Source organism: Bradyrhizobium sp. 41S5 (assembly GCF_011516665.3).
Classification (GTDB): domain Bacteria; phylum Pseudomonadota; class Alphaproteobacteria; order Rhizobiales; family Xanthobacteraceae; genus Bradyrhizobium; species Bradyrhizobium quebecense.
The window spans coordinates 7,658,598-7,677,825 of sequence record NZ_CP083721.1 but is presented as its reverse complement, the minus strand read 5'-3'; the positions used below and the strand labels follow the sequence as shown (position 1 = coordinate 7,677,825).

Sequence of the window (19,228 nt, the reverse complement as noted above, 5' to 3'; positions counted from 1 at the left end):
TTTGCCAGGCCGTAGCTGCGTAGCAGCGAAGACTGGCGCCCCTGGCCGTGCAATCGCCGAATACCAGAACCAATTGAATTTGAAATAGTTTCCGTCGCCGATTGCTGCCGATACCAACAGAAATACCAACAAAATGATGCTCGGTATTAGCTCGCAAAAATAATGCAAGCTCCTCGGGAGCAGCAACGGCGCATACCGTTCCGGTCGACACAATCGCCCTCGACTGGAATCGAATCCGGCTCGGATCGAAATTGCTACGGGAAGAGGATCTCTGCCGCCGCGGCTAACTCCGGCGCGCTGTAGCGTGCAAATCGGACAGACCGGAAGCCGAAGACGGTGCAGACCTTCGAAGGCCATAGCAGCTTGCAGGTGACGATGGACCGCTACGGCCACTTGTTCAAATCGGACGACCACAAGGAGGCGATGGACATGATCGTCGCTGCGTTGCTTCTGGCCTAAACCTTCAGATCACTCTCACGTATCGGCTGCGGGTGACGCATCCGCTCAACCCTGCACGGTGGCGCACCGACCAGCTTGCCAACGACCCCGCAGATGATCGCGGCGCATCAAAGCGGGTGCGGTCCCGGTTCGCTGAAATGCCGTGCTACGAAGACTAGGAAAGGCAAGACACGTCGATGACGGGCGCCTTGCTTAAAACACGGGCCGCGGCAACCGTTCTGCGGCGAGGCGCCTGCGGTTAGACAGTCGAAGCTGACCTTGGTTATTGCCTCGGCCTTCTTGATCCGGATCAACCCCCAGAGGTGCGCGGTATGGAAAGAAAATTGCCATGAGATAATACTGGAGGGTTTGATGTTATTGCACTTGCCAATTGTAGTCCTGGCTGCGCTGCCACCAACCTCTGTGGCGAAGGCCGTGCCGACGTTCGACATCGCGCGCGAATGCCGGTCGGAGAGTGGGCCGGAGATATCTCTCGAACGATGCACTCACGATGAGGAACAGGCACGCTCTCAACTTAAGGCTCAATGGACGCAATTCGCAGCGTCCGACAGGTCGATTTGCACGCAAGAGACAACCGCCGACGGTAGCGGCAGCTATGTCGAGTTGCTGATCTGCCTGGAGATGGCACGGGACGCTAAGACTCAGCCCCGTTAGTCCGGCCAAAAATTGATGAGCGACAATTCATCGACGCGGAAACACGTTCCATGGCTTGCGATACTGGCATTTGGCTGGTTCGGCATGTTGTTGATGCAGTGGTTCCTGACTTCACACAACACGATCGAAACCATTCCCTACAGCAAGTTTGAAGAGCTTGTCGCGCAGGGCGCCGTTACCGACGTTGTCGTTGGCAAAGACACGATTGAGGGAAATCTCAAGGAGAAGCTTCCGGACGGAAAATCGGCCTTCGTTACCACGCGGGTGGATATACCATTGGCGGAAAAGCTTGCTGCCAAGGGCGTTTCGGTGACCGGGACTGCGTCCGACGGCTGGTTTGGAAACCTGATTTCATGGGTACTTCCACTCATTCTCATTTATGGGTTCTGGTATTTCATGTTCGGCCGTCTCGGCGATCGGCAGGGCGTGGGCAGCCTCATGGGTATCGGAAAGTCCCGCGCCAAGGTTTACGTCGAGAAAGATACTAAGGTGACTTTCGCTGACGTGGCGGGTGTCGATGAGGCCAAGTTCGAGCTGCAAGAGGTGGTCTCGTTTCTGAAGGATCCCAAGAGCTACGGGCGACTGGGCGCGCACGTTCCAAAGGGGATTCTGTTGGTCGGCCCGCCGGGAACGGGCAAGACATTGCTGGCGCGAGCGGTTGCCGGCGAGGCGGGCGTACCCTTCTTCTCGATATCGGGATCGGAGTTCGTCGAGATGTTCGTCGGCGTCGGCGCGGCGCGGGTGCGCGATCTGTTCGAACAGGCAAGGAAGGCGGCGCCCTGCATCATCTTCGTGGATGAGCTCGATGCCCTCGGCCGCAGCCGGATGCCCGGCGCGTTCGGCGGCTACGATGAGAAGGAGCAGACGCTGAATCAACTCCTCGCCGAGCTCGATGGATTTGATCCGCGCGCAGGCGTGATTCTCCTGGCTGCGACCAACCGGCCGGAGATTCTCGACCCGGCATTGCTCCGCGCCGGCCGCTTTGATCGTCAGGTGCTGGTCGATCGTCCGGACAAGTCTGGACGACTTGCCATCCTCAAGGTCCACCTTGGAAAGGTCAGGGTTGGTGCTGACATGGACCTTGACCGGATAGCGGGGATGACAGCCGGCTTCACCGGCGCCGATCTGGCCAATCTGATCAACGAAGCGGCGATCGCAGCGACGCGACGCAACGCCGGTGAGGTCACCTTCGATGACTTTACGGCTGCCATCGAGCGGATCGTTGCCGGCATCGAAAAGAAGAGCCGAACGCTGAACCAGAGCGAGCGCAGGCGGACAGCCTATCACGAGATGGGTCATGCTCTGGTGGCCGCCAGTCTTCCCGGCGTCGATCCCGTGCAAAAGGTGTCAATCATTCCGCGAGGCGTCGGTGCGCTCGGATACACGATGCAGCGCCCTACCGAGGACAGGTTCCTCCTGACGGTCAGCGAGCTGAAGAACAGGATAGCGGTCTTGATGGGCGGTCGCGCAGCGGAACGCCTGATCTTCGATGGCGATATCTCGACAGGAGCGGCCGACGACCTTCAGCGCGCCACCGAGATCGCCATCGAGATGGTAACCAAATACGGAATGGACGCGAACGTCGGACAACGGACCTACGCTCCGAAGCCGCAGGCATTCATGCCAGCGATGCAGGATGTCGTCGCCAGCGCCGCCCAGGAGACCAGCCGTGAGATTGACCTTGCGGTTCGGCAACTGGTCGAAGCGGGCGACGCAACCGCGCAGGATATCCTGCAGAGACGGCGCAAAGACCTGGAGGAAGGCGTCGAGCTCCTCATCAAGCAGGAAACCCTGACGGCTGAGCAATTCGCTCCGTTTCGTCAGGCGGGGCAATCGAGCGGCATCCAGGCGGTCGTGTAGCTCGACTTTTCCCCGTCTCGCTTCAATCGTCCCGCTTTCCGCCTTCGATCCCAGCGCAGCAGCGGCGCGCCTTGTTTGATCCCGGTCAACGGGACCACTTGAGAAGTCGCTATCAGAGGAGAATGGTCAGAAACTATGAAGACTGGAGAACGCGCTCCCCGCTCAGCAGGTTCGCTCATGTCGTGGAGCGAGCGGGACTGGCTTTGGCCGGGGGATCGTGTGGGTTGTTCGTGGCGGCTCACGTCGCAAGATCCGATTTCAAGCTGATCGGCTCGGACGCCGTGATCATGGCCGTGATGATTTATGGCGCGGCGGGCTTCTATCTCGGCATCGATCTGCCTCCTGCTCCGCAGAAAATCAGAGAGCTGTCGCCGCGCGGCTTCGGGTCCAGGGCGGACGCCGTCGAGTTGCTCAGCGCGGCCGGCACCTTTCTCGCCGCGGTTATGGCCGCTATTGCGGTGAGCAGCATCATTCTCGACGAGGTTGCACGCCCTCAAGGCGCCAGGGCCGTGTTTTGGGGCTGGGCTCTTGGCGCGTCGATGCAGATCGCCGCCGGCATCATTGCGCGGACCCGCACGCACATTTCCTGACGTAGCTGGCGGTATCCGCGTCGCTATCGGTGTCCTCCGATGCCCTGTGAAAGGGATGATTGTCAGCGGCACTGTGAGCTCGTCTTGGAGCGAGGTCGTTTTCAGCAAGACAAGTTTGGCTGTCTGCCTACGTAGGTGCCATGCGCGCGCACGTGCAGCTTACAAGCACTAGGCGATGGCACGTGAGCTCGCGGTGGTCGTGGAGCAAGAGTGACAAAGCGGAGAAACTCAGCTCTCCATCATTCCAGCACGCTAAAAAACGCCGTCATGGAAATCATTAGTCTAATCGCTCTCAGCGATCCGCCGCGACCCGAGGCCAAGTCGTGCCTCGCCACGTTGCGGGAAATGGGTCTTCATGTCGTGATGGCAACTGGCGATGCATCAGCCACAGCGGCTTCGGTGGCGAAAGCGGTGGGACTAACCGGCAGCGTCTTTCCGTCCGAAGCAATTCCGGAGCGGCTTCGGCCCGACGATTTTGCTGTCTTCGCGGGCGTGGTGCCGGAGAACAAGTTCGAGCCCGTCAAGGCGCTGCAGCGCTCCGGGTATCTGGTCGGCATGTGCGGCGATGGGGCCAATGAGGCGCCGGCCCTGCGTCAGGCTCAGCTCGGGATCGCTGTCTCGACAGTGACCGACGTCGCGAAATCCGCAGCCGGCATTGTTCTGACCGAGCCGGGATTGTCGGGAATCATAAGCGCCATTGCCGAGGGACGAATCGCGTTTCAACGTATCCTCACCTATACGCTTCGATCGATCGTGCACAAGGTACTGCAGGTTTCGTTTCTCGCGATTGGTTTCTACATCACCGGACGTGCGATCCTGACCCCGACGCTTGTCGTCATTTCGATGCTGACCGGTGATTTCCTGGCGATGTCATCGACGACGGACAACGTCCGGCCATCGCTCAAGCCCAATGCCTGGCGGATCGGAGATTTGACAATCGCGGGCATCATCATGGGAGCCTTCGATCTCTTGTTTTGCGTCGCCGTTCTTCTAGTGGGAGAAAGAGTCTTGCATCGCGATATCGAATCTCTGCGGACGCTGACACTGGTGAACCTCGCCTGCAACGGGCAGGCGGTCTATTACGTTGTCCGTGAACGCCGGCGGCTTTGGTGATCATTGCCGAGTACAACGGTTCTTGTCTGCTCGATGGCCGATCTTCTGATTATCGGGACCTTGGCGATTGGCGGGATCTTGATGACCCCGCTCGCACCTTGGATCGTTATTGATGTATTTGCCGTCGCGGTTGTGTTTGCATTGGTGTTGGACGCGGCCAAGCTTGCCATTTTTCGCCAACTGAAGATGCAGTAGGCCCAGATTGGGCGCAGGTCCCATTGGCGTCGTTTAATAGACCCCAGTTCTCCCCCCGGACTGGGGCCGTTTCTTTGGCACTCGAAAAAGGGCCGCCACCTGAGATGGCCTACTTCCGGTCTCGCAGTTCGACAGGCTCCGCGAGCTTTGGCCATTCTTCGGCCACCCTGAGCCGCGCTTCTTTATTGAGCTGACCAAACGCCCGGCTCGCATGCTCTCGTCGTCCTGGGCCATGCCCGACAATGGCATAGCCTCCCTATCGATCCAACTGAGGCGGCCTTTACTGCGCGGCGTTCGATCTCGGATACTGGACGTGTCAATCGGCAAGCTTGGCCGCTTCTTCGGCCAGCAACTTGTGCAGCGTGGCGATCTTCCGCGAGTCGCTTTCGGTCACCAGCAGCTCATTGTAGCGCGCGATGTTCGCCTCAAAATGAAATCAATCGTGTTCGCTCTCCTAAGTTGAGCCCGAGGTTCCAGCCATGCTCCTTCCTTCGGAATAGCGAGTCACTTTTCGAGCGAGTTTCGACCTCTATCTTCGCCAAAGACCGTTTGAGTCTTTGGATTGATAAAGTGGACTCCGGCGCACGCCGCGCAGGTTACGGCTTCATACTGATTTTCGTCCGTATTCGGGTCGTCGCTCAGCCAATGCTGGACATTTAAATTCGTGCTGGGACAGGTGAAAATGAATGCAGGCATGGACGGATGTGATTCTGGCCTTGAATATTCTAAATTCTGGATGCCTCGCGCAAATAAGGACACTCGGTATTTCTCCTTAGGGAACAGATCGGCAACCCCCGATCCTTTCCCCAACTTGGCAGGTGCCAGATCAGGAAGGATTGTCGGCTGGTTGATGTCTGCATTGCCCCGAAAGCACCGGTGATGGAGCCCCAACCGCCTCCGACAATCGAAAGTTGAGCGCAATCTGTCCGGCCGACTCTTGATATCGATCAAATTGCACCTTCGTGATGCGAATATGGTGAAAGGCGCCTCGAGCACCTGGATCTGTCATGGTAGATACTCTGGACTCGAAAAAGCGATCTGCTGCATCGACATCGCTTCGAACGCTCCGCCAGCAAATGGTTGAACGCGACATTGCTGCGCGTGGCGTGCAAGATCCGCTGATCCTAGAAGCGATGAGCAAGGTACCGCGGGAATTGTTCCTGCCGATGAACCTTCGTGAATTCGCCTACGACGACTCGCCGCTCCCGATTGCCGGCGAACAGACCATTTCCCAGCCTTATATCGTAGCCTTCATGGCGGAAGCCTTGATGCTCAAGGGCGGCGAAAAGGTTCTCGAAATTGGTGCCGGATCCGGTTACGCCGCCGCGGTGCTGTCTGAGATCGCTGCCAATGTCTACACCGTCGAACGGCTCGGGCCGCTTGCGGAAAAGGCGGCTGCGACGTTGGCCGAACTGGGTTATGACAACGTTCATGTCTTGCATGGCGACGGCACCAGGGGATGGCCGGAGCATGCGCCCTACGATGCTATCGTCGTGGCGGCCGGCGGACCGCAGGTTCCCGAATCCCTCAAGGCGCAACTCAAAATCGGCGGGCGATTGGTGATCCCCGTTGGTGAGGATCAACGTTGTCAGGAACTGGTGCGGGTCGTCAGGGTTTCCGTCAGCGAATATCGCAGCGAAGATATCGCCGACGTCCGCTTTGTCCCGCTGATCGGCGAGGAAGGCTGGGCGACCGCGCGCGGAGGTATTCGTCCGCAAGTGCGCCCTCCAAGAGGTCCGACTTACTCTGACGACGAGATACTGGTCAGAAACCTCGCCGATGCCGCAGAATCGTTTCCATCGATCGAGGCTGCCGATCTCAATCCGTTGCTGGAACGGATCGGGCCTGCCCGGGTCGTGTTGCTCGGCGAAGCCACCCACGGCACGTCGGAATTCTACAGGATGCGCGAGCGCATCACCCGGGACCTCGTCGTCAAGAAGGGATTTTGCTTCGTTGCGGTAGAGGCGGACTGGCCGGACGCTGCGCGGGTCGATCACTATGTGCGACACTTTCAGTATCCACCTTCCGAATGGACTGCATTCGCGCGGTTCCCGACCTGGATGTGGCGGAACGCCGAGATGCGCGATTTCATCGGCTGGTTGCGCAAGCACAATGGCACGGTGGAGCGAATGCAACGCGTTGCATTCCACGGCCTTGATCTCTACAGCCTCTATGACTCGATCCGCTCGGTCCTGAACTATCTGGACGAGGTTGACCCGGAATCCGCGAAAGTCGCGCGCGCGCGTTACGGGTGTCTCACGCCGTGGCAGCACGACCCCGCGACCTACGGCCATGCTGCGCTGACAGGATCCTATCCGACGTGCGAGGCCCATGTGGTTCGTACACTGACGGATTTGCTGACGAAACGCCGGGCCTACGCCGAGCACGATGGGGAACGTTTCCTCGACGCCGAGCAGAACGCGCGTCTGATTGCGAATGCGGAGCGTTATTATCGCATCATGTATTACGGCTCCCGCGCGTCCTGGAATTTGCGCGACAGTCATATGTTCGAAACACTGAGGAATCTGCTGTCGTTTCATGGCCAGGACAGCAAGGCCGTCGTCTGGGCGCACAACTCCCATATAGGCAACGCGGGTGCGACCGAGATGGCCGCGCGCGGCGAACACAATCTGGGTCAACTCTGCCGCAAGGAGTTCGGCGACGCCGCCTATCTGATCGGTTTCGGTACTCACTCCGGCACCGTGGCCGCCGCGTCCGAGTGGAATGGCCCATTGGAAGTGAAAACCGTGCGACCGTCACTTCCACAGAGCTACGAGCGCTTGTGCCACGGGACCGGGCTTGCCCGCTTCACGTTGGGCCTGCGCGATCGGGGCGATCTCTGCGGTCCTGCCGGACTCGGTAAGGAGCGCCTCGAGCGGGCGATCGGCGTCATCTACCGGCCCGAGAGCGAGATGGCGAGCCACTATTTCCGAGCCAACCTGCCGCGACAGTTCGACGAGTACGTCTGGTTCGACGGCAGTAGCGCGGTGACCCCGCTGGATACGGCGGAGATCAAGGGCCTCCCGGATACTTATCCGTTCGGGGTGTAATTCGAGAACGGCGTCAGCGTGACCATGCGACCGACGGCGTCAAGCCAGAAGACGTTACCGAGGGAATCGCCAAGGGCGTGCTCAACATGACCGTCGAGAAGCCCGTGCCGAGGGGCGCCCCCAGCCGGGGCGGCACTCACGGCGCACTCCGCTCCGTGTCAGTGGCGCTGGTTTGCGGACGTCAGTTCGCCGACAGCGGAGCTTAGTGAGACGGCGACTTGGTGGAGAGTCTGGTGTCGCGCGAAATTGGGTATTGATCGTCGCGATCACGGTCGTCGACTAATGAATGTGGATTTCGGCGCCAGAGGCAGCATCGGCCCTCAGCAAGGCGCTCGGTGCGCAGGGCACGCAAGTTGATGCGTCGCCACACCGACCTTCCGCGTGACGGCAAAATTGTCGCTTGAAGCCCTGCAGGCCGTTGCGCAGAAGCGGAATCTGTCACTGACTGTTTTGCTGGCGCGAGCCAGCGCCACGGCGATTTCGGCGCATCCACTATTCAACGCCGCCTTCACGGTGCCCGGTCTTGCTCATCGCACACAGATCGATATTGGTATCGCGGTTGACAGTCCAGACGGATTGTTTACGCCGGTGCTACGTGACGTTGCGGGACGTTCCGCGGCCGAACTGGCCGGTGATTGGCAGAGCTTGCTCGGCAAAGTCAAGGCGAGGCGCCTGTTGCTCTCGGACTATCGGGGAGCAACCTTCTATGTTTCGAACCTCGGCACGTTTCCCGTGGTGCAGTCGTTTGATGCCGTGGTCCCGTTGGGCGCCTCCGCAATCCTCGCGGTCGCTGCCAGTCAGGCGGACGGGGCATCCTTCACCCTTTGCTGCGACCACCGCGTGGTGTTCGGGGCGGATGCCGCGCGCTTCCTACAAACGCTTGGTGAGGTCGTTACTCGTCCTGACAGGCTGTTGTGATCCGGATATAGTTAGCTGAGGACTGTCGTCCCGGGGAATTTGCGATGCGGATCGTATTGCCCGGAGATTGGCGATGGATCGGCAGCAGCTAACTGGAGATTAAAGCATGAAAACGCAAGCGGTTATGCTGGTTTTGTTCGTGAGCGTCGCGCCGATGGCGCTCGCCATTGCGCAATCGCCACAGGAGCCGATGTCACGAGGCGCAAACCTCCCCCGCTTGGGAGACATTATGATTGCCAAGCAATGGCGGCATATGAAGCTGTGGTTTGCCGGAAAGCAGCATAACTGGAAACTCGCGGCATACGAGTCGGCGCAGATGAGGGCAAGCCTAGCCGAAGCAGCAACGCTCTATTCAGGCATTCCCGTGAACGACGTCGCGATTATGGCCGGGCCGATTCAATCAATCGACAAGGCGATTCAATCAAAGGATAGTGCAGGCTTCATGAAGGCATTCAATGAGCTTACGGCTGGCTGCAACGCGTGTCATCGCGATATGGGGCGAGAATTTATCGAAGTGAGGTTGCCCGAAGAATCGCCCTTCAGCAATCAGCTATTTGCCGCGCCAACAAAGCGTTAGCGTGGCACGAGAGTCTCCCTCTGAACGCTAGAGAGCGGATCCCGCGTTCCGAGGTTCCGCAGGCGCGCAAATGGATTTCTGCCTAAAGAGATGACCGATGGACGGTCGCCATCATCAAGGCCTTGTCAGAAAGCCCATGGCCTGCCCCCAATCCGCGCCGCGGTCGTACATCCGGTCGATAGGTTGATTCCGATCAATTGGTCGGAGCTGTCGGCGCTCTAAGAAAGTGCTTATCGAAGCGGAGAAGATCGATGACGCGCATTCCGCATAATGCCTTTGTGTTTGTTGGAGACGGGCGCAAAGCGCTGTTTCTTCGTAATGAAGGCGACGAAAAGTTTCTCAACCTGAAACCCGAAGCCGTCTTCGAAGACCAGAACCCGGCAACGCACCTGCAAGGCACTGACCGGCCCGGGCACCTGGCAAAGGGGATTCATTCGGGGCAAAGGAGCGCTGTCGAATCGACAGACTGGCACCAACTCGAAGAGTACCGCTTTACGAAGCAGGTTGCCCAAGCCGCTGAACGGATTGTTCGCAATGGTAACGTGAAAGCGCTCATCATCGTTGCGCCGCCGCGAACGTTGGCTGAGCTGAGGACTGTGCTGCATCCCGATGTCAAGCATCATGTCGTCGCCGAGATTGCAAAGGATCTCACTAAGCTTCCAATCTGGGAAATCGAAAAGCACTTGCTGGAGAGATCGACATAGTCCGCGCAAACGGGCGCGCAGGGATTGCAGGCAAAATGATATTGTCGATGAGGCGCGACATGCTGTTGGATCCCCGAAGAGGACGTCGTGGGCCGGCCGATGACCTAGATGAGGCACCGAGCCAGGTCGATCGGCACGAGGTCGACATCGAACGCGACGTGCCTCTTGGCAGGAACGAGCCAGTCGAGCGTGACGCCGCCGAGGAAGCCGGGCGTTCCTCATTTGATCAATCAATGGACCAGTCGACCCGAGTTGACCCAGCGCAAGGAAGCGGTGGCTGATTGGCGTTGTCGCATTGATGTTGAGAAGAAACCGGAGGCTGTCATGAGTGCACTGGAATTGCGTCGCGATGTCATGGACGAGCTCGAATTCGAACCCAGCGTGAATGCCGCCCATATCGGGGTTACCGCGGAAGGAGGTGTTGTCACGCTGAGCGGCTACGTCGAGACCTATCTGGAGAAGCTGTCTGCAATTTCGGCGGCGCGCCGGGTCAAGGGCGTGAAGGCGATCGCGGACGAGATCGATATTCGTGCGCCGGCCGACAAGAAGACCGCCGATGATGAAATCGCCAAGAGGGCGCTGGACATGCTCGCCTGGGATACGGTGGTGCCGGCCGGGATCGCCGTTCTGGTTCGGGACGGCTGGGTCACGCTGTCGGGAAACGTCGACTGGCATTTCCAGAAGAGGGCCGCCGAGGACGACGTCAAGAAGCTGTCCGGCGTCAGCGGCCTCAGCAACAATATCCAGGTTGCTCCGCGCATCAAGCCCGAGAACGTCAAGGCCAAGATCGAGGGCGCGCTAAAGCGGCACGCCGAGACGCAGGCAAAGGCGGTCCATGTGACCGTGCGCAACAACGACAACGTACTGCTCGAGGGAAAGGTCGCCAACTGGCAGGAGAGGCGTGCAATCGAGCAGGCCGCGTGGTCCGCGCCCGGGGTCCAATCTGTCGAGGATCGCATGACGATCGGCTGATGGTCGGTAAACGGTGACACTGATCATATCCAAGAGCGGAAGAGTAATATGCGCGATGAGATTCTGGGTCAGGACATCATCGACGAACTCGAGTTCGACCCAAGCTTTGACGGCGCTCATATCGGTGCACGGAGCATACTGCCCCTGGCTTGATGTGCATCAACCTGCCAGTGCGGGCGCCGGTGCTGGATTGGCCAGCAGCGCCCATCGATGGCTGTTACGCGGTTGCGCTGGGTCAAGGTGCGAACTGCCGTAGAGGTCTAGCTTGTAGCTTTCGACAAGGAGAAGGCTGATGCTGACCTATTCCAAGCTCGACACTCTGACTGCAATCTATCAGCGGCGGGCAGTGAGAAGTTATACGCCCGACGAAATTGAACGAGACACGATCGAACAGTTGCTTGGTGCGGCGGTGCAGGCGCCCACGGCGCTTCATGCAGAGCCTTGGGCGTTTGTCGTTATTCAGGACAGGGCGCGCTTGCGACAGTATTCCGACCGTGCCAAAGCCCTGCTGCTCCGCCAGCAGCAGGCAACATCGCATTTCCAGAAGGCCGAGCCGCGCGCATTGGCGTTGCTTTCTGACCCCAACTTCAACATCTTCTATGACGCCGGCACGCTCATCGTCGTGTGTTGCAAGGCCAAGGGTCCGTTCGTCGAGGCGGATTGCTGGTTGGCGGCACAGAATCTCATGCTTGCAGCCACCGCGCAGGGGCTTGGTACCTGTTGCATCGGGTTCGCGGTCGGCGTCCTGAATACGCCTGACATAAAGGCGGAGCTTGGAATTCCGGAAAGCGGCGCGGCCGTTGCCCCAATCATCTTGGGCGTGCCGCGAGAGTTGCCAGCCAGCGGTTCGCGCAAGCCGCCGGTCATTCTACGCTGGGTGCCGTAGCCCCTCGCCCGAGGAAGATAGGGAGTGATTATCTTTCGCCGCCGAGTGGACAGGGCCTGTCGGCCTAGGCGCATAAAAATGCCCCGGACGCTCTTCGGAAGCTTCACCGAGAGCACGTCTTTGGCGAATGATGCCCCGATCTTGTCGGCATCGACGCCCTGCGGCACGGCGAAGGATCGCTCGAACGAACCGAAGCTGCGCTCCTGGAGATAGTAGTCTGTTTTCTTCTCCTCCTGTTCCTCGCGCTTCTGCCCTTGATCGTCAGGATGTCGTTGGCGACTTTGACCTCGATGCTCTTCTCGTCCATGCCGGGGAGTTCCGCCGTGTTCTCATGTCCTTCCGGACCACGTTGACAGCTGGTGCAGACGGCCAAGCAGCCTGGCGCTGGGCGAACGGCACGATGTCGAGGAACGAGCCGCATCCCCGAATTCGTCGCTTGGGGCGACTCAGCGGCGGCCGCCCAGGATACGCGCCTGATGCAATCGGCGCGGAGCAACTCCCGTAAGCCGGTCTTCTTCACAAGGCCATATCGGGCTCAGTCATACGGTCGCGCTTCGGCTCTGGGATCTCCGTCATTGTCGCTTCGGTCAGCAGCAGGATGCTTGCGACCGACACGGCGTTTTCCAGCGCGATCCTCACCACCTTGACCGGATCGACAATACCGGCCTCGACGAGGTCGACATATTCCTTACGCGCAGCATCGAAGCCGAAATTGCCTTGGCCGCCCAACATGCGCGCCACCACCACGCCGCCATCGACCGCGGAGTTCTCGGCGATCTGGCGGACCGGAGCTTCGAGCGCGCGCTTCAGGATCAGAACCCCGGTCTTCTCGTCACCTTCGCAGGCCGCTTCCTCCTTGCTGACGGCATCTGTGCACCTGAGGAGGGCAAGTCCGCCACCCGGGACAATACCTTCGGCCACAGCCGCCTTGGTCGAGCTGATGGCGTCGTCGAGTGCTTCCTTCTTGGACTTCATCTCCGCCTCGGTGGGCGCCCCGACCCTGATCACGGCGACCCCGCCGGACAGCTTTGCGAGCCGTTCCTCGAGCTTTTCCTTGTCGTACTGGCTGGTCGTTTTCTCGATCTCGCGCCGGATCTGCTGCAAGCGCGCCTCGATCAGGGCACGGTCGCCTTTGCTGCCGATCAGGGTGGTATTTTCCTTGTCGCAGACGACGCGCGAAGCGTGGCCGAGCTGTGCCACAGCGACATTCTCGAGCTTCAGTCCGACCTCGCCGGATATGACCTGTGCGCCGGTCAGGATCGCGATGTCTTCCAGCATCGCCTTGCGCCGATCGCCAAATCCCGGGGCCTTCGCGGCACAAATCTTCAGGACGCCGCGCAGCCGGTTGACGATCAAGGTTGCAAGCGCGTCACCCTCGATATCCTCGGCGATGATCAGCAGCGGCCGCCCTAATTTGGCAATCTGCTCGAGCAAGGGCACGAGGTCGTTCAATGCGCTGATCTTGTGGTCACACAGCAGAATGAAGGGGTCGTCGAGGACCGCTTCCATCCGCTCTGCGTCGCTGACGAAATAGGGCGAGAGGAAGCCGCGATCGAATTTCATTCCTTCGACGACGTCGAGCGATGTCTCGGTCGTCTTGGACTCCTCGACTGAGATCACGCCGTCGCCGCCGACCCGTTCGAGTGCGTCGGCGACCAGGCTGCCGATCGATGGATCGTTGTGCGCCGAGATCGTGGCGACTTGTGTCCTTTCCTCCTTCGTCTTGACTGGACGTGCCATCCCACGGAGCGCTGCAGTCGCAGCACGAGCCGCGCGGTCGAGTCCACGCTTCAAGTCGATGGCGCTGGCGCCCGCAACGACGTTCCTGACCCCGTCAGCGAGGATCGCGTGCGCCAGAATTGTCGCAGTGCTCGTTCCATCACCAACGACGTCTCCGGTCTTCTCGGCTGCTTGCCTGAGCACCTGGGCGCCGAGGTTTTCTTCGGGATCCTTGAGGTCAAATTCCTTAGCAATCGTCACACCGTCATTGCAGACGATCGGCGTGCCCCAGCCCTTCTGGATCAGGACCGATTTGGATTTCGGACCCAGAGTCACCCTTACAGCATCTGCGAGAAGCGCGGCACCGCGCAACACCTTCTCGCGGGCAGCCGCGTGAAAAAGAACCTGCTTGTGGGGCATTTGTGGATATCCTCATAAAGTCAATTTTGACAAGTTTAGCGGCCGCACGGCGATCGTGTTTGACCCTTGTCAAGCAAGACGGCCCCCCCAAAGGCTACCAGCTTCCCCAGCTGGCAGCTTGGTTGGGCGGAAAGGAAGAGGGAGCGCTCTTGAGAGACGTGCGGCCTTGCGCGCCGGGTAATAGCCAAAGAAGATGCCGACTGCCGCGGAGAACGCGAAACCGCCTACGGCGGCCGAGATCGAGAGCGGCGCCGGCCAACCGGTCAGCGCCGGCAGGCTCAGCGAAAATACGACTCCTGTTAGAATCCCCGCAATCCCGCCGCTGACGCTGAGAAACACCGCTTCGGCAAGGAACTGTAGCAGCACGTGAATCCTTCGAGCGCCGATCGCCATGCGTAGCCCGATCTCGCGGGTTCGCTTGGTGACGGACACGAGTAGAATGTTCATGATGCCAATGCCGCCGACGAGGAGAGAAATCGAGGCCACCGCCGCGAGTAGCATCGACATAGTCTGGCTGGAGCCCTCGGCCGTCTCCGCGATCTGGCTCAAATTGCGGATGGAAAAATCGCTGGACTGGCCGGGCCGGATGTCGTGGCGTCGGATCAGCACGCGATTGACCTCGGCCACCGCGTCGGAAGAGCGGACGTCTTCGCCGGCTATGCCGCGACCCTCGGCAATCCGCCAGTTGGTAACTGGCGGATAGTTGGCGCTGACGCCCTGGATAGTCGTCGTCCAGTTGCGGTTCAAATACTGGATTTGCCCGCTCTGCCGGATCAAGTAGCTGACGCTGCCGACGGCAGGAGCCTCGCGACGGATCGCCTGAACATCCGCCGTGGTCAGCGTCGAGGCGCTGCCGAAACCGGCAATGTCCTCGAGCCCGAGCGGCTCATAAACATTTCCCGGCAAAAGGGCGTTGCGCGGGCCCTATGTCCTTCCACTTCCTTTTAGTCCGCTGTGATTCCGTAGAAGCACTTAAGTGGTCGTCCCGAATTTTGAACGCGCGCGCTTTCAAGTATACGAACTGCTGGCTTTTCCTTTTCCTCAAGAGCTCAAGAGAGAGGAGACGGGCTATGAGAGTTCTCTCAGCGAACAACGCGTTTCTCGGGCTCACGATCGCAAGCATCGTTCTCTTGATCGGCTCCAATGCCGCCGCGCTCCTTCTCTCGTGAGCTTGATGGTCTGCGGCGTTAAAGCAGGGTCTGACGGCCGCAGGGCAGAATCCCTGTCGGGTTCAATCGCTTCGATGTCGTCGCGATTGGTATCTCAGCGCTTGCATTGCTGAGGTGGATCACATGGCCCGATGCCCGGACCACAAGCATTCTGCTTGCCGCCGCCGGATTCATTCAATTGGCCAGACTGGCACGATGGGTGGGCGAACGGACCTGGCGCAAGGTCGCCTGACGGTGGGAGATCCTGTTGACGAGAAGACTGGCTTGCTGAAACTTACGACGTCGGGTCGTCGATAAATCGTTGCGGTTGCGCGAAGGCTTCGAGCTGTTCCTTTCGGTCGATGACAATTTCCCGGCCTCGGATGCGTACTCCATGATCGGTCAATAGTGCCAAGCTGCGGGACAGATTCTCCCGTGTGGTGCCGATATGTGAGGCCAGCGTGCCCCGGTCGAAGGGGACTACGATATTTCCCTGGGCGCCGTCCTTTTGCGCTTCAGCCAGGATCCAGTTGGCCAGGCGCTCGACGCTCGATCTGGCCATGTAGCCCTTTAACTTCTTCACAGACGAGCGATAGGCGAGCGCCAGTTCTCGCGCTACGATGCGCGCAAACGCGACGTCCCGGTCGAAAACGTCGCGCACGCGTTGCGCTGGAATCAGCAGCACCCGGGAATCGGTCAATGTTCTGGCGGAGTTGAGATAGGGCTGGTCGCCTACCACGGCGGCGAGAATGAAGGTCGAGATGGGATTAATCAGGGAGATACCCCATTCTCCCCCGCTCTGTTCGGTAAAGATCTCGACCAGGCCCTCTACGAGGACATGCAGGAAGTCGGCGTGATGGCCCTCATGGATGAGAACGACGCCGGTCGGAAAATGCTGCAGCAGCGCTGAGTCGAGCAGGCTCGCGAGACTTTCCTCCGTCACTTCGGAAAATAGCGGCAAAATCTTCAGCTGCTCAAGCTCGCTAGTACGCAACGGACCTCGTCCTCCATTTTCCAATGCTATGTTGGGGTGTGATATTTATCAAATCAAGGTATGAAAAGAAGCAATTGAAACTGTTGCAATCATCAAACCATACTGCAGTATTTCATACATTACAGGCTCGTAGCCGTAGCGTTTGATCCAGCGCAAATCAAACTGATCCTTGTTGGCGATCTCTGCCCCGTCGAAGCAGTTTCTCGGGGAATCGATATGGACGCCGCAGGCACAAACACCGTACATCACGCTCGAGCACTCTGGCTCTCGACCATTTCCTTCACAGTTTGCTTCGCGGTCTGGACGATCTTTTCGATCATCGGTATCCGGATCAAGCAGGAGCTCGGGTTAAATGACACCCAGTTCGGTCTCCTGATCGGCACCCCGATCCTAAGCGGCTCGCTGATCCGTCTCGTGCTCGGCATCTGGACCGACCAATATGGTGGCCGGCGTGTCTATACCGTCGTCATGCTCGCTGCGGCGGCCGCCACGTACTTGCTGACCTGGGCGCACACCTACCCCGAATTTTTGGTCGCGGCGCTCTTTGTCGGCATCGCCGGCGGTTCGTTCGCCGTAGGCATTGCCTACGTCTCGCGTTTCTATCAGGCCGGCAAGCAAGGCACCGCGCTCGGCATCTTCGGCGCCGGCAATGTCGGCGCAGCCGTCACCAAATTCGTCGCGCCGTTCGTTCTGGTCGCCTATGGCTGGCAGACAGTTGCCCAGGTTTGGGCACTTGTCATTGGCCTGATGGGGATCATCTTCTGGATCTTCTCTGAAGAAGATCCCGTCGTGCGAGCCCGGCGCGAGCAGAACCAAAAGCCGAATAGTGCGTGGCTTGAACTCGAACCGCTGAAGAATATCCAAGTGTGGCGTTTTGCGCTGTACTATTTCTTCGTGTTCGGCGCTTTCGTCGCGCTGTCGCTTTGGCTGCCGCAGTATCTCATTAAAGTCTATCACGTCGACATCGAGACCGCCGGCATGACGGCGGCGATGTTCTCGTTTCCTGCCAGCGTGTTCCGCGCCTATGGCGGCCACCTTTCGGACCGCTACGGCGCACGCCGCGTGCTGTACTGGACTTTCTTTGTCGCGGTCGCCTGCACCTTCGTGCTGTCCTATCCACCGACCGACTATATCGTGCGGACAGTCACGGGCACGGTCAGCTTCCACATGGAAACGGGGCTGGTGCCGTTTATCGTCACGATCTTCGTGCTGGGCTTCTTCATGGCGCTCGGCAAGGCCGCCGTCTTCAAGCACATCCCGGTGTACTATCCGAACAATGTCGGTGCTGTCGGTGGCATGGTCGGCATGATCGGCGGTCTCGGGGGCTTCGTGCTCCCGATTGCCTTCGGTGCGCTTGTCGACCTGACGGGACTTTGGACCAGTTGCTTCATGCTGCTGTTCCTCCTGGTCACCGGCGCGCTCGTTTGGATGCACGTCGCGATCCGGCAGATGGAACGCGGAGTCGTCGGCGAAGCGCTCAAGAAGTTGCCGGAACTCCCGGAAATGGAGGAGATTCACAAGCCAGAGCATATCGGCGCTTTGTCCGGCTCCGTCCTGACCGACTGGCGTCCGGAGGACAAGACTTTCTGGGAAACCTCGGGCCGCGCCATCGCGCGGCGCAATCTCTTGATCTCGATCCCGGCGCTGCTGCTGTCGTTCGCAATCTGGCAGGTCTGGTCGGTGGTGGTGGCAAAGCTTCCCTCGGTCGGTTTCAAGTTCACCACAGCCGAACTGTTCTGGCTGGCGGCGCTGCCCGGAATCTCTGGGGCGGTTCTGCGCATTTTCTACTCCTTCATGGTCCCGATTTTCGGCGGACGGCTGTGGACGACACTGGCGACCTGGTCGCTGATGATCCCCGCCATCGGCATCGGTTATGCCGTGCAGACGCCGTCGACGCCGTATCCGGTGTTTTTGGCACTTGCGCTGCTGTGCGGTTTCGGCGGCGGCAACTTCGCCTCCTCGATGGCCAACATCTCCTTCTTCTTTCCGCGCGCGGAAAAGGGCAACGCGCTCGCGCTAAACGCCGGCCTCGGCAATCTCGGGGTCAGTGTGGTGCAGTTCGTGGTCCCGATCGTGATCACGGCCGGCGTGTTCGGCTGGTTCGGCGGCGATCCGGCGACTGTGACGAGCGCAACGCAGCAGGCGCCGCTCTGGCTGCAGAACGCCGGCTTTATCTGGGTGCCGTTCATCGCGGCCAGCGCATTTGCCGCATGGTTCGGCATGAACGATATCGCCTGCGCAAAGGCGTCGTTCGTGGATCAGGCCGTGATCTTCCAGCGCAAGCACAACTGGATCATGTGCTGGCTCTACACGGGCACCTTCGGCTCGTTCATCGGCTATTCCGCGGGCTTCCCGTTGCTCGCCAAGACCCAGTTTCCGACCGTGGACGCGCTGCAATTCGTCTTCATCGGACCGTTGGTCGGCGCGCTGTCGCGTTCGGCCACCGGCTGGATTGCTGACCGATGGGGCGGCGGGCGCGTCACCTTGTGGGTGTTCGGCCTGATGATGGTCGGCGTGCTCGGGATTCTCTACTTCCTCGGCATCAAGGACCAGCCCGGCGCGTTCTGGGGCTTCTTCGCAATGTTCCTGGTGCTGTTCTTCGCGACCGGCGTCGGTAACGCCTCCACCTTCCAGATGATCCCCAACATCATGCGCAAGGAAATGGACCGGCTGATGCCGTCGGCCGATGCCATCACCCGGCAGCGCCAGGCTGAAAAGGAATCGGCCGCGATCACCGGTTTCACCTCTGCGATCGCCGCGTTCGGCGCGTTCTTCATTCCGAAATCCTATGGAACGTCGATCGATCTGACCGGCGGGGTTCAGGCGGCGCTGTGGGGATTCTTCACCTTCTACGTGATCTGCATCGTGATCACCTGGGCCGTCTATACCCGCAAGGGTGGCCTGCTTCATGACATCGAACGCGGCGGCCGGAGTTCGCCCGCTGTGCAGCCCGCTGAATAAGGAGACCA

17 protein-coding genes are annotated in these 19,228 nt (G+C 59.7%); 14 read left to right on the top strand and 3 right to left on the bottom strand.

What is annotated here, in order from left to right; translation table 11 throughout:
* Positions 1 to 336 precede the first annotated feature (336 nt).
* The 12 genes from HAP47_RS41440 (at position 337) to HAP47_RS36735 (ending at position 11,978) form a co-directional block, all read left to right on the top strand.
* Positions 337 to 459, top strand: a complete 123-nt coding sequence (locus HAP47_RS41440) for a hypothetical protein (RefSeq protein ID WP_256459647.1) — start codon at positions 337 to 339, stop codon at positions 457 to 459.
* A gap of 669 nt (positions 460 to 1,128) precedes the next feature.
* Positions 1,129 to 2,973 carry an ATP-dependent zinc metalloprotease FtsH gene (ftsH, locus tag HAP47_RS36785; RefSeq protein ID WP_173643820.1) on the top strand — a complete coding sequence of 615 codons (1,845 nt, stop codon included), beginning with the start codon at positions 1,129 to 1,131 and terminating at the stop codon, positions 2,971 to 2,973.
* 224 nt (positions 2,974 to 3,197) lie between these two features.
* A complete protein-coding gene (locus tag HAP47_RS36780) occupies positions 3,198 to 3,563 on the top strand; it encodes a hypothetical protein (protein ID WP_231168642.1) in 366 nt (121 codons plus the stop codon).
* 267 nt (positions 3,564 to 3,830) lie between these two features.
* On the top strand, positions 3,831 to 4,676 hold the full coding sequence (locus HAP47_RS36775; protein ID WP_231168640.1) for an HAD-IC family P-type ATPase: 846 nt from the start codon (positions 3,831 to 3,833) through the stop codon (positions 4,674 to 4,676).
* A gap of 33 nt (positions 4,677 to 4,709) precedes the next feature.
* Positions 4,710 to 4,871 (top strand): hypothetical protein, encoded by a 162-nt coding sequence (locus HAP47_RS36770; protein WP_231168638.1) that lies wholly within the window; start codon positions 4,710 to 4,712, stop codon positions 4,869 to 4,871.
* Positions 4,872 to 5,184: 313 nt separating this feature from the next.
* A complete protein-coding gene (locus tag HAP47_RS36765; protein WP_173643822.1) occupies positions 5,185 to 5,334 on the top strand; it encodes a hypothetical protein in 150 nt (49 codons plus the stop codon).
* 544 nt (positions 5,335 to 5,878) lie between these two features.
* On the top strand, positions 5,879 to 7,921 hold the full coding sequence (locus HAP47_RS36760) for a protein-L-isoaspartate(D-aspartate) O-methyltransferase (protein WP_173643823.1): 2,043 nt from the start codon (positions 5,879 to 5,881) through the stop codon (positions 7,919 to 7,921).
* A 381-nt stretch (positions 7,922 to 8,302) separates the two neighbouring features.
* On the top strand, positions 8,303 to 8,839 hold the full coding sequence (locus tag HAP47_RS36755; protein WP_173643824.1) for a 2-oxo acid dehydrogenase subunit E2: 537 nt from the start codon (positions 8,303 to 8,305) through the stop codon (positions 8,837 to 8,839).
* 106 nt (positions 8,840 to 8,945) lie between these two features.
* On the top strand, positions 8,946 to 9,416 hold the full coding sequence (locus HAP47_RS36750) for a hypothetical protein (RefSeq protein WP_173643825.1): 471 nt from the start codon (positions 8,946 to 8,948) through the stop codon (positions 9,414 to 9,416).
* 251 nt (positions 9,417 to 9,667) lie between these two features.
* Positions 9,668 to 10,120, top strand: coding sequence for a baeRF12 domain-containing protein (locus HAP47_RS36745; RefSeq protein WP_173643826.1), 453 nt, complete (start codon positions 9,668 to 9,670; stop codon positions 10,118 to 10,120).
* A 324-nt stretch (positions 10,121 to 10,444) separates the two neighbouring features.
* A complete protein-coding gene (locus HAP47_RS36740; RefSeq protein WP_173643957.1) occupies positions 10,445 to 11,092 on the top strand; it encodes a BON domain-containing protein in 648 nt (215 codons plus the stop codon).
* A 292-nt stretch (positions 11,093 to 11,384) separates the two neighbouring features.
* Positions 11,385 to 11,978 carry a nitroreductase family protein gene (locus tag HAP47_RS36735; RefSeq protein ID WP_173643827.1) on the top strand — a complete coding sequence of 198 codons (594 nt, stop codon included), beginning with the start codon at positions 11,385 to 11,387 and terminating at the stop codon, positions 11,976 to 11,978.
* A 516-nt stretch (positions 11,979 to 12,494) separates the two neighbouring features.
* Here HAP47_RS36735 and groL read toward each other — a convergent pair.
* Together groL and HAP47_RS36720 are read right to left on the bottom strand one after the other, a co-directional pair.
* On the bottom strand, positions 12,495 to 14,117 hold the full coding sequence (gene groL / locus HAP47_RS36725; protein WP_173643828.1) for a chaperonin GroEL: 1,623 nt from the start codon (positions 14,115 to 14,117) through the stop codon (positions 12,495 to 12,497).
* Positions 14,118 to 14,186: 69 nt separating this feature from the next.
* Positions 14,187 to 15,023: an ABC transporter permease gene (locus HAP47_RS36720; protein WP_231168636.1), complete on the bottom strand. Its 837-nt coding sequence runs from the start codon at positions 15,021 to 15,023 to the stop codon at positions 14,187 to 14,189.
* 369 nt (positions 15,024 to 15,392) lie between these two features.
* Between HAP47_RS36720 and HAP47_RS41900 the strand changes: the two genes are divergently transcribed.
* Positions 15,393 to 15,518: a hypothetical protein gene (locus HAP47_RS41900; protein ID WP_371821718.1), complete on the top strand. Its 126-nt coding sequence runs from the start codon at positions 15,393 to 15,395 to the stop codon at positions 15,516 to 15,518.
* 42 nt (positions 15,519 to 15,560) lie between these two features.
* On the opposite strand, the gene HAP47_RS36715 is transcribed toward HAP47_RS41900, so the two are convergent.
* On the bottom strand, positions 15,561 to 16,259 hold the full coding sequence (locus HAP47_RS36715; RefSeq protein WP_173643829.1) for a cyclic nucleotide-binding domain-containing protein: 699 nt from the start codon (positions 16,257 to 16,259) through the stop codon (positions 15,561 to 15,563).
* A 216-nt stretch (positions 16,260 to 16,475) separates the two neighbouring features.
* Between HAP47_RS36715 and HAP47_RS36710 the strand changes: the two genes are divergently transcribed.
* Positions 16,476 to 19,220, top strand: coding sequence for a nitrate/nitrite transporter (locus HAP47_RS36710; protein WP_173643830.1), 2,745 nt, complete (start codon positions 16,476 to 16,478; stop codon positions 19,218 to 19,220).
* Positions 19,221 to 19,228: the final 8 nt, after the last annotated feature.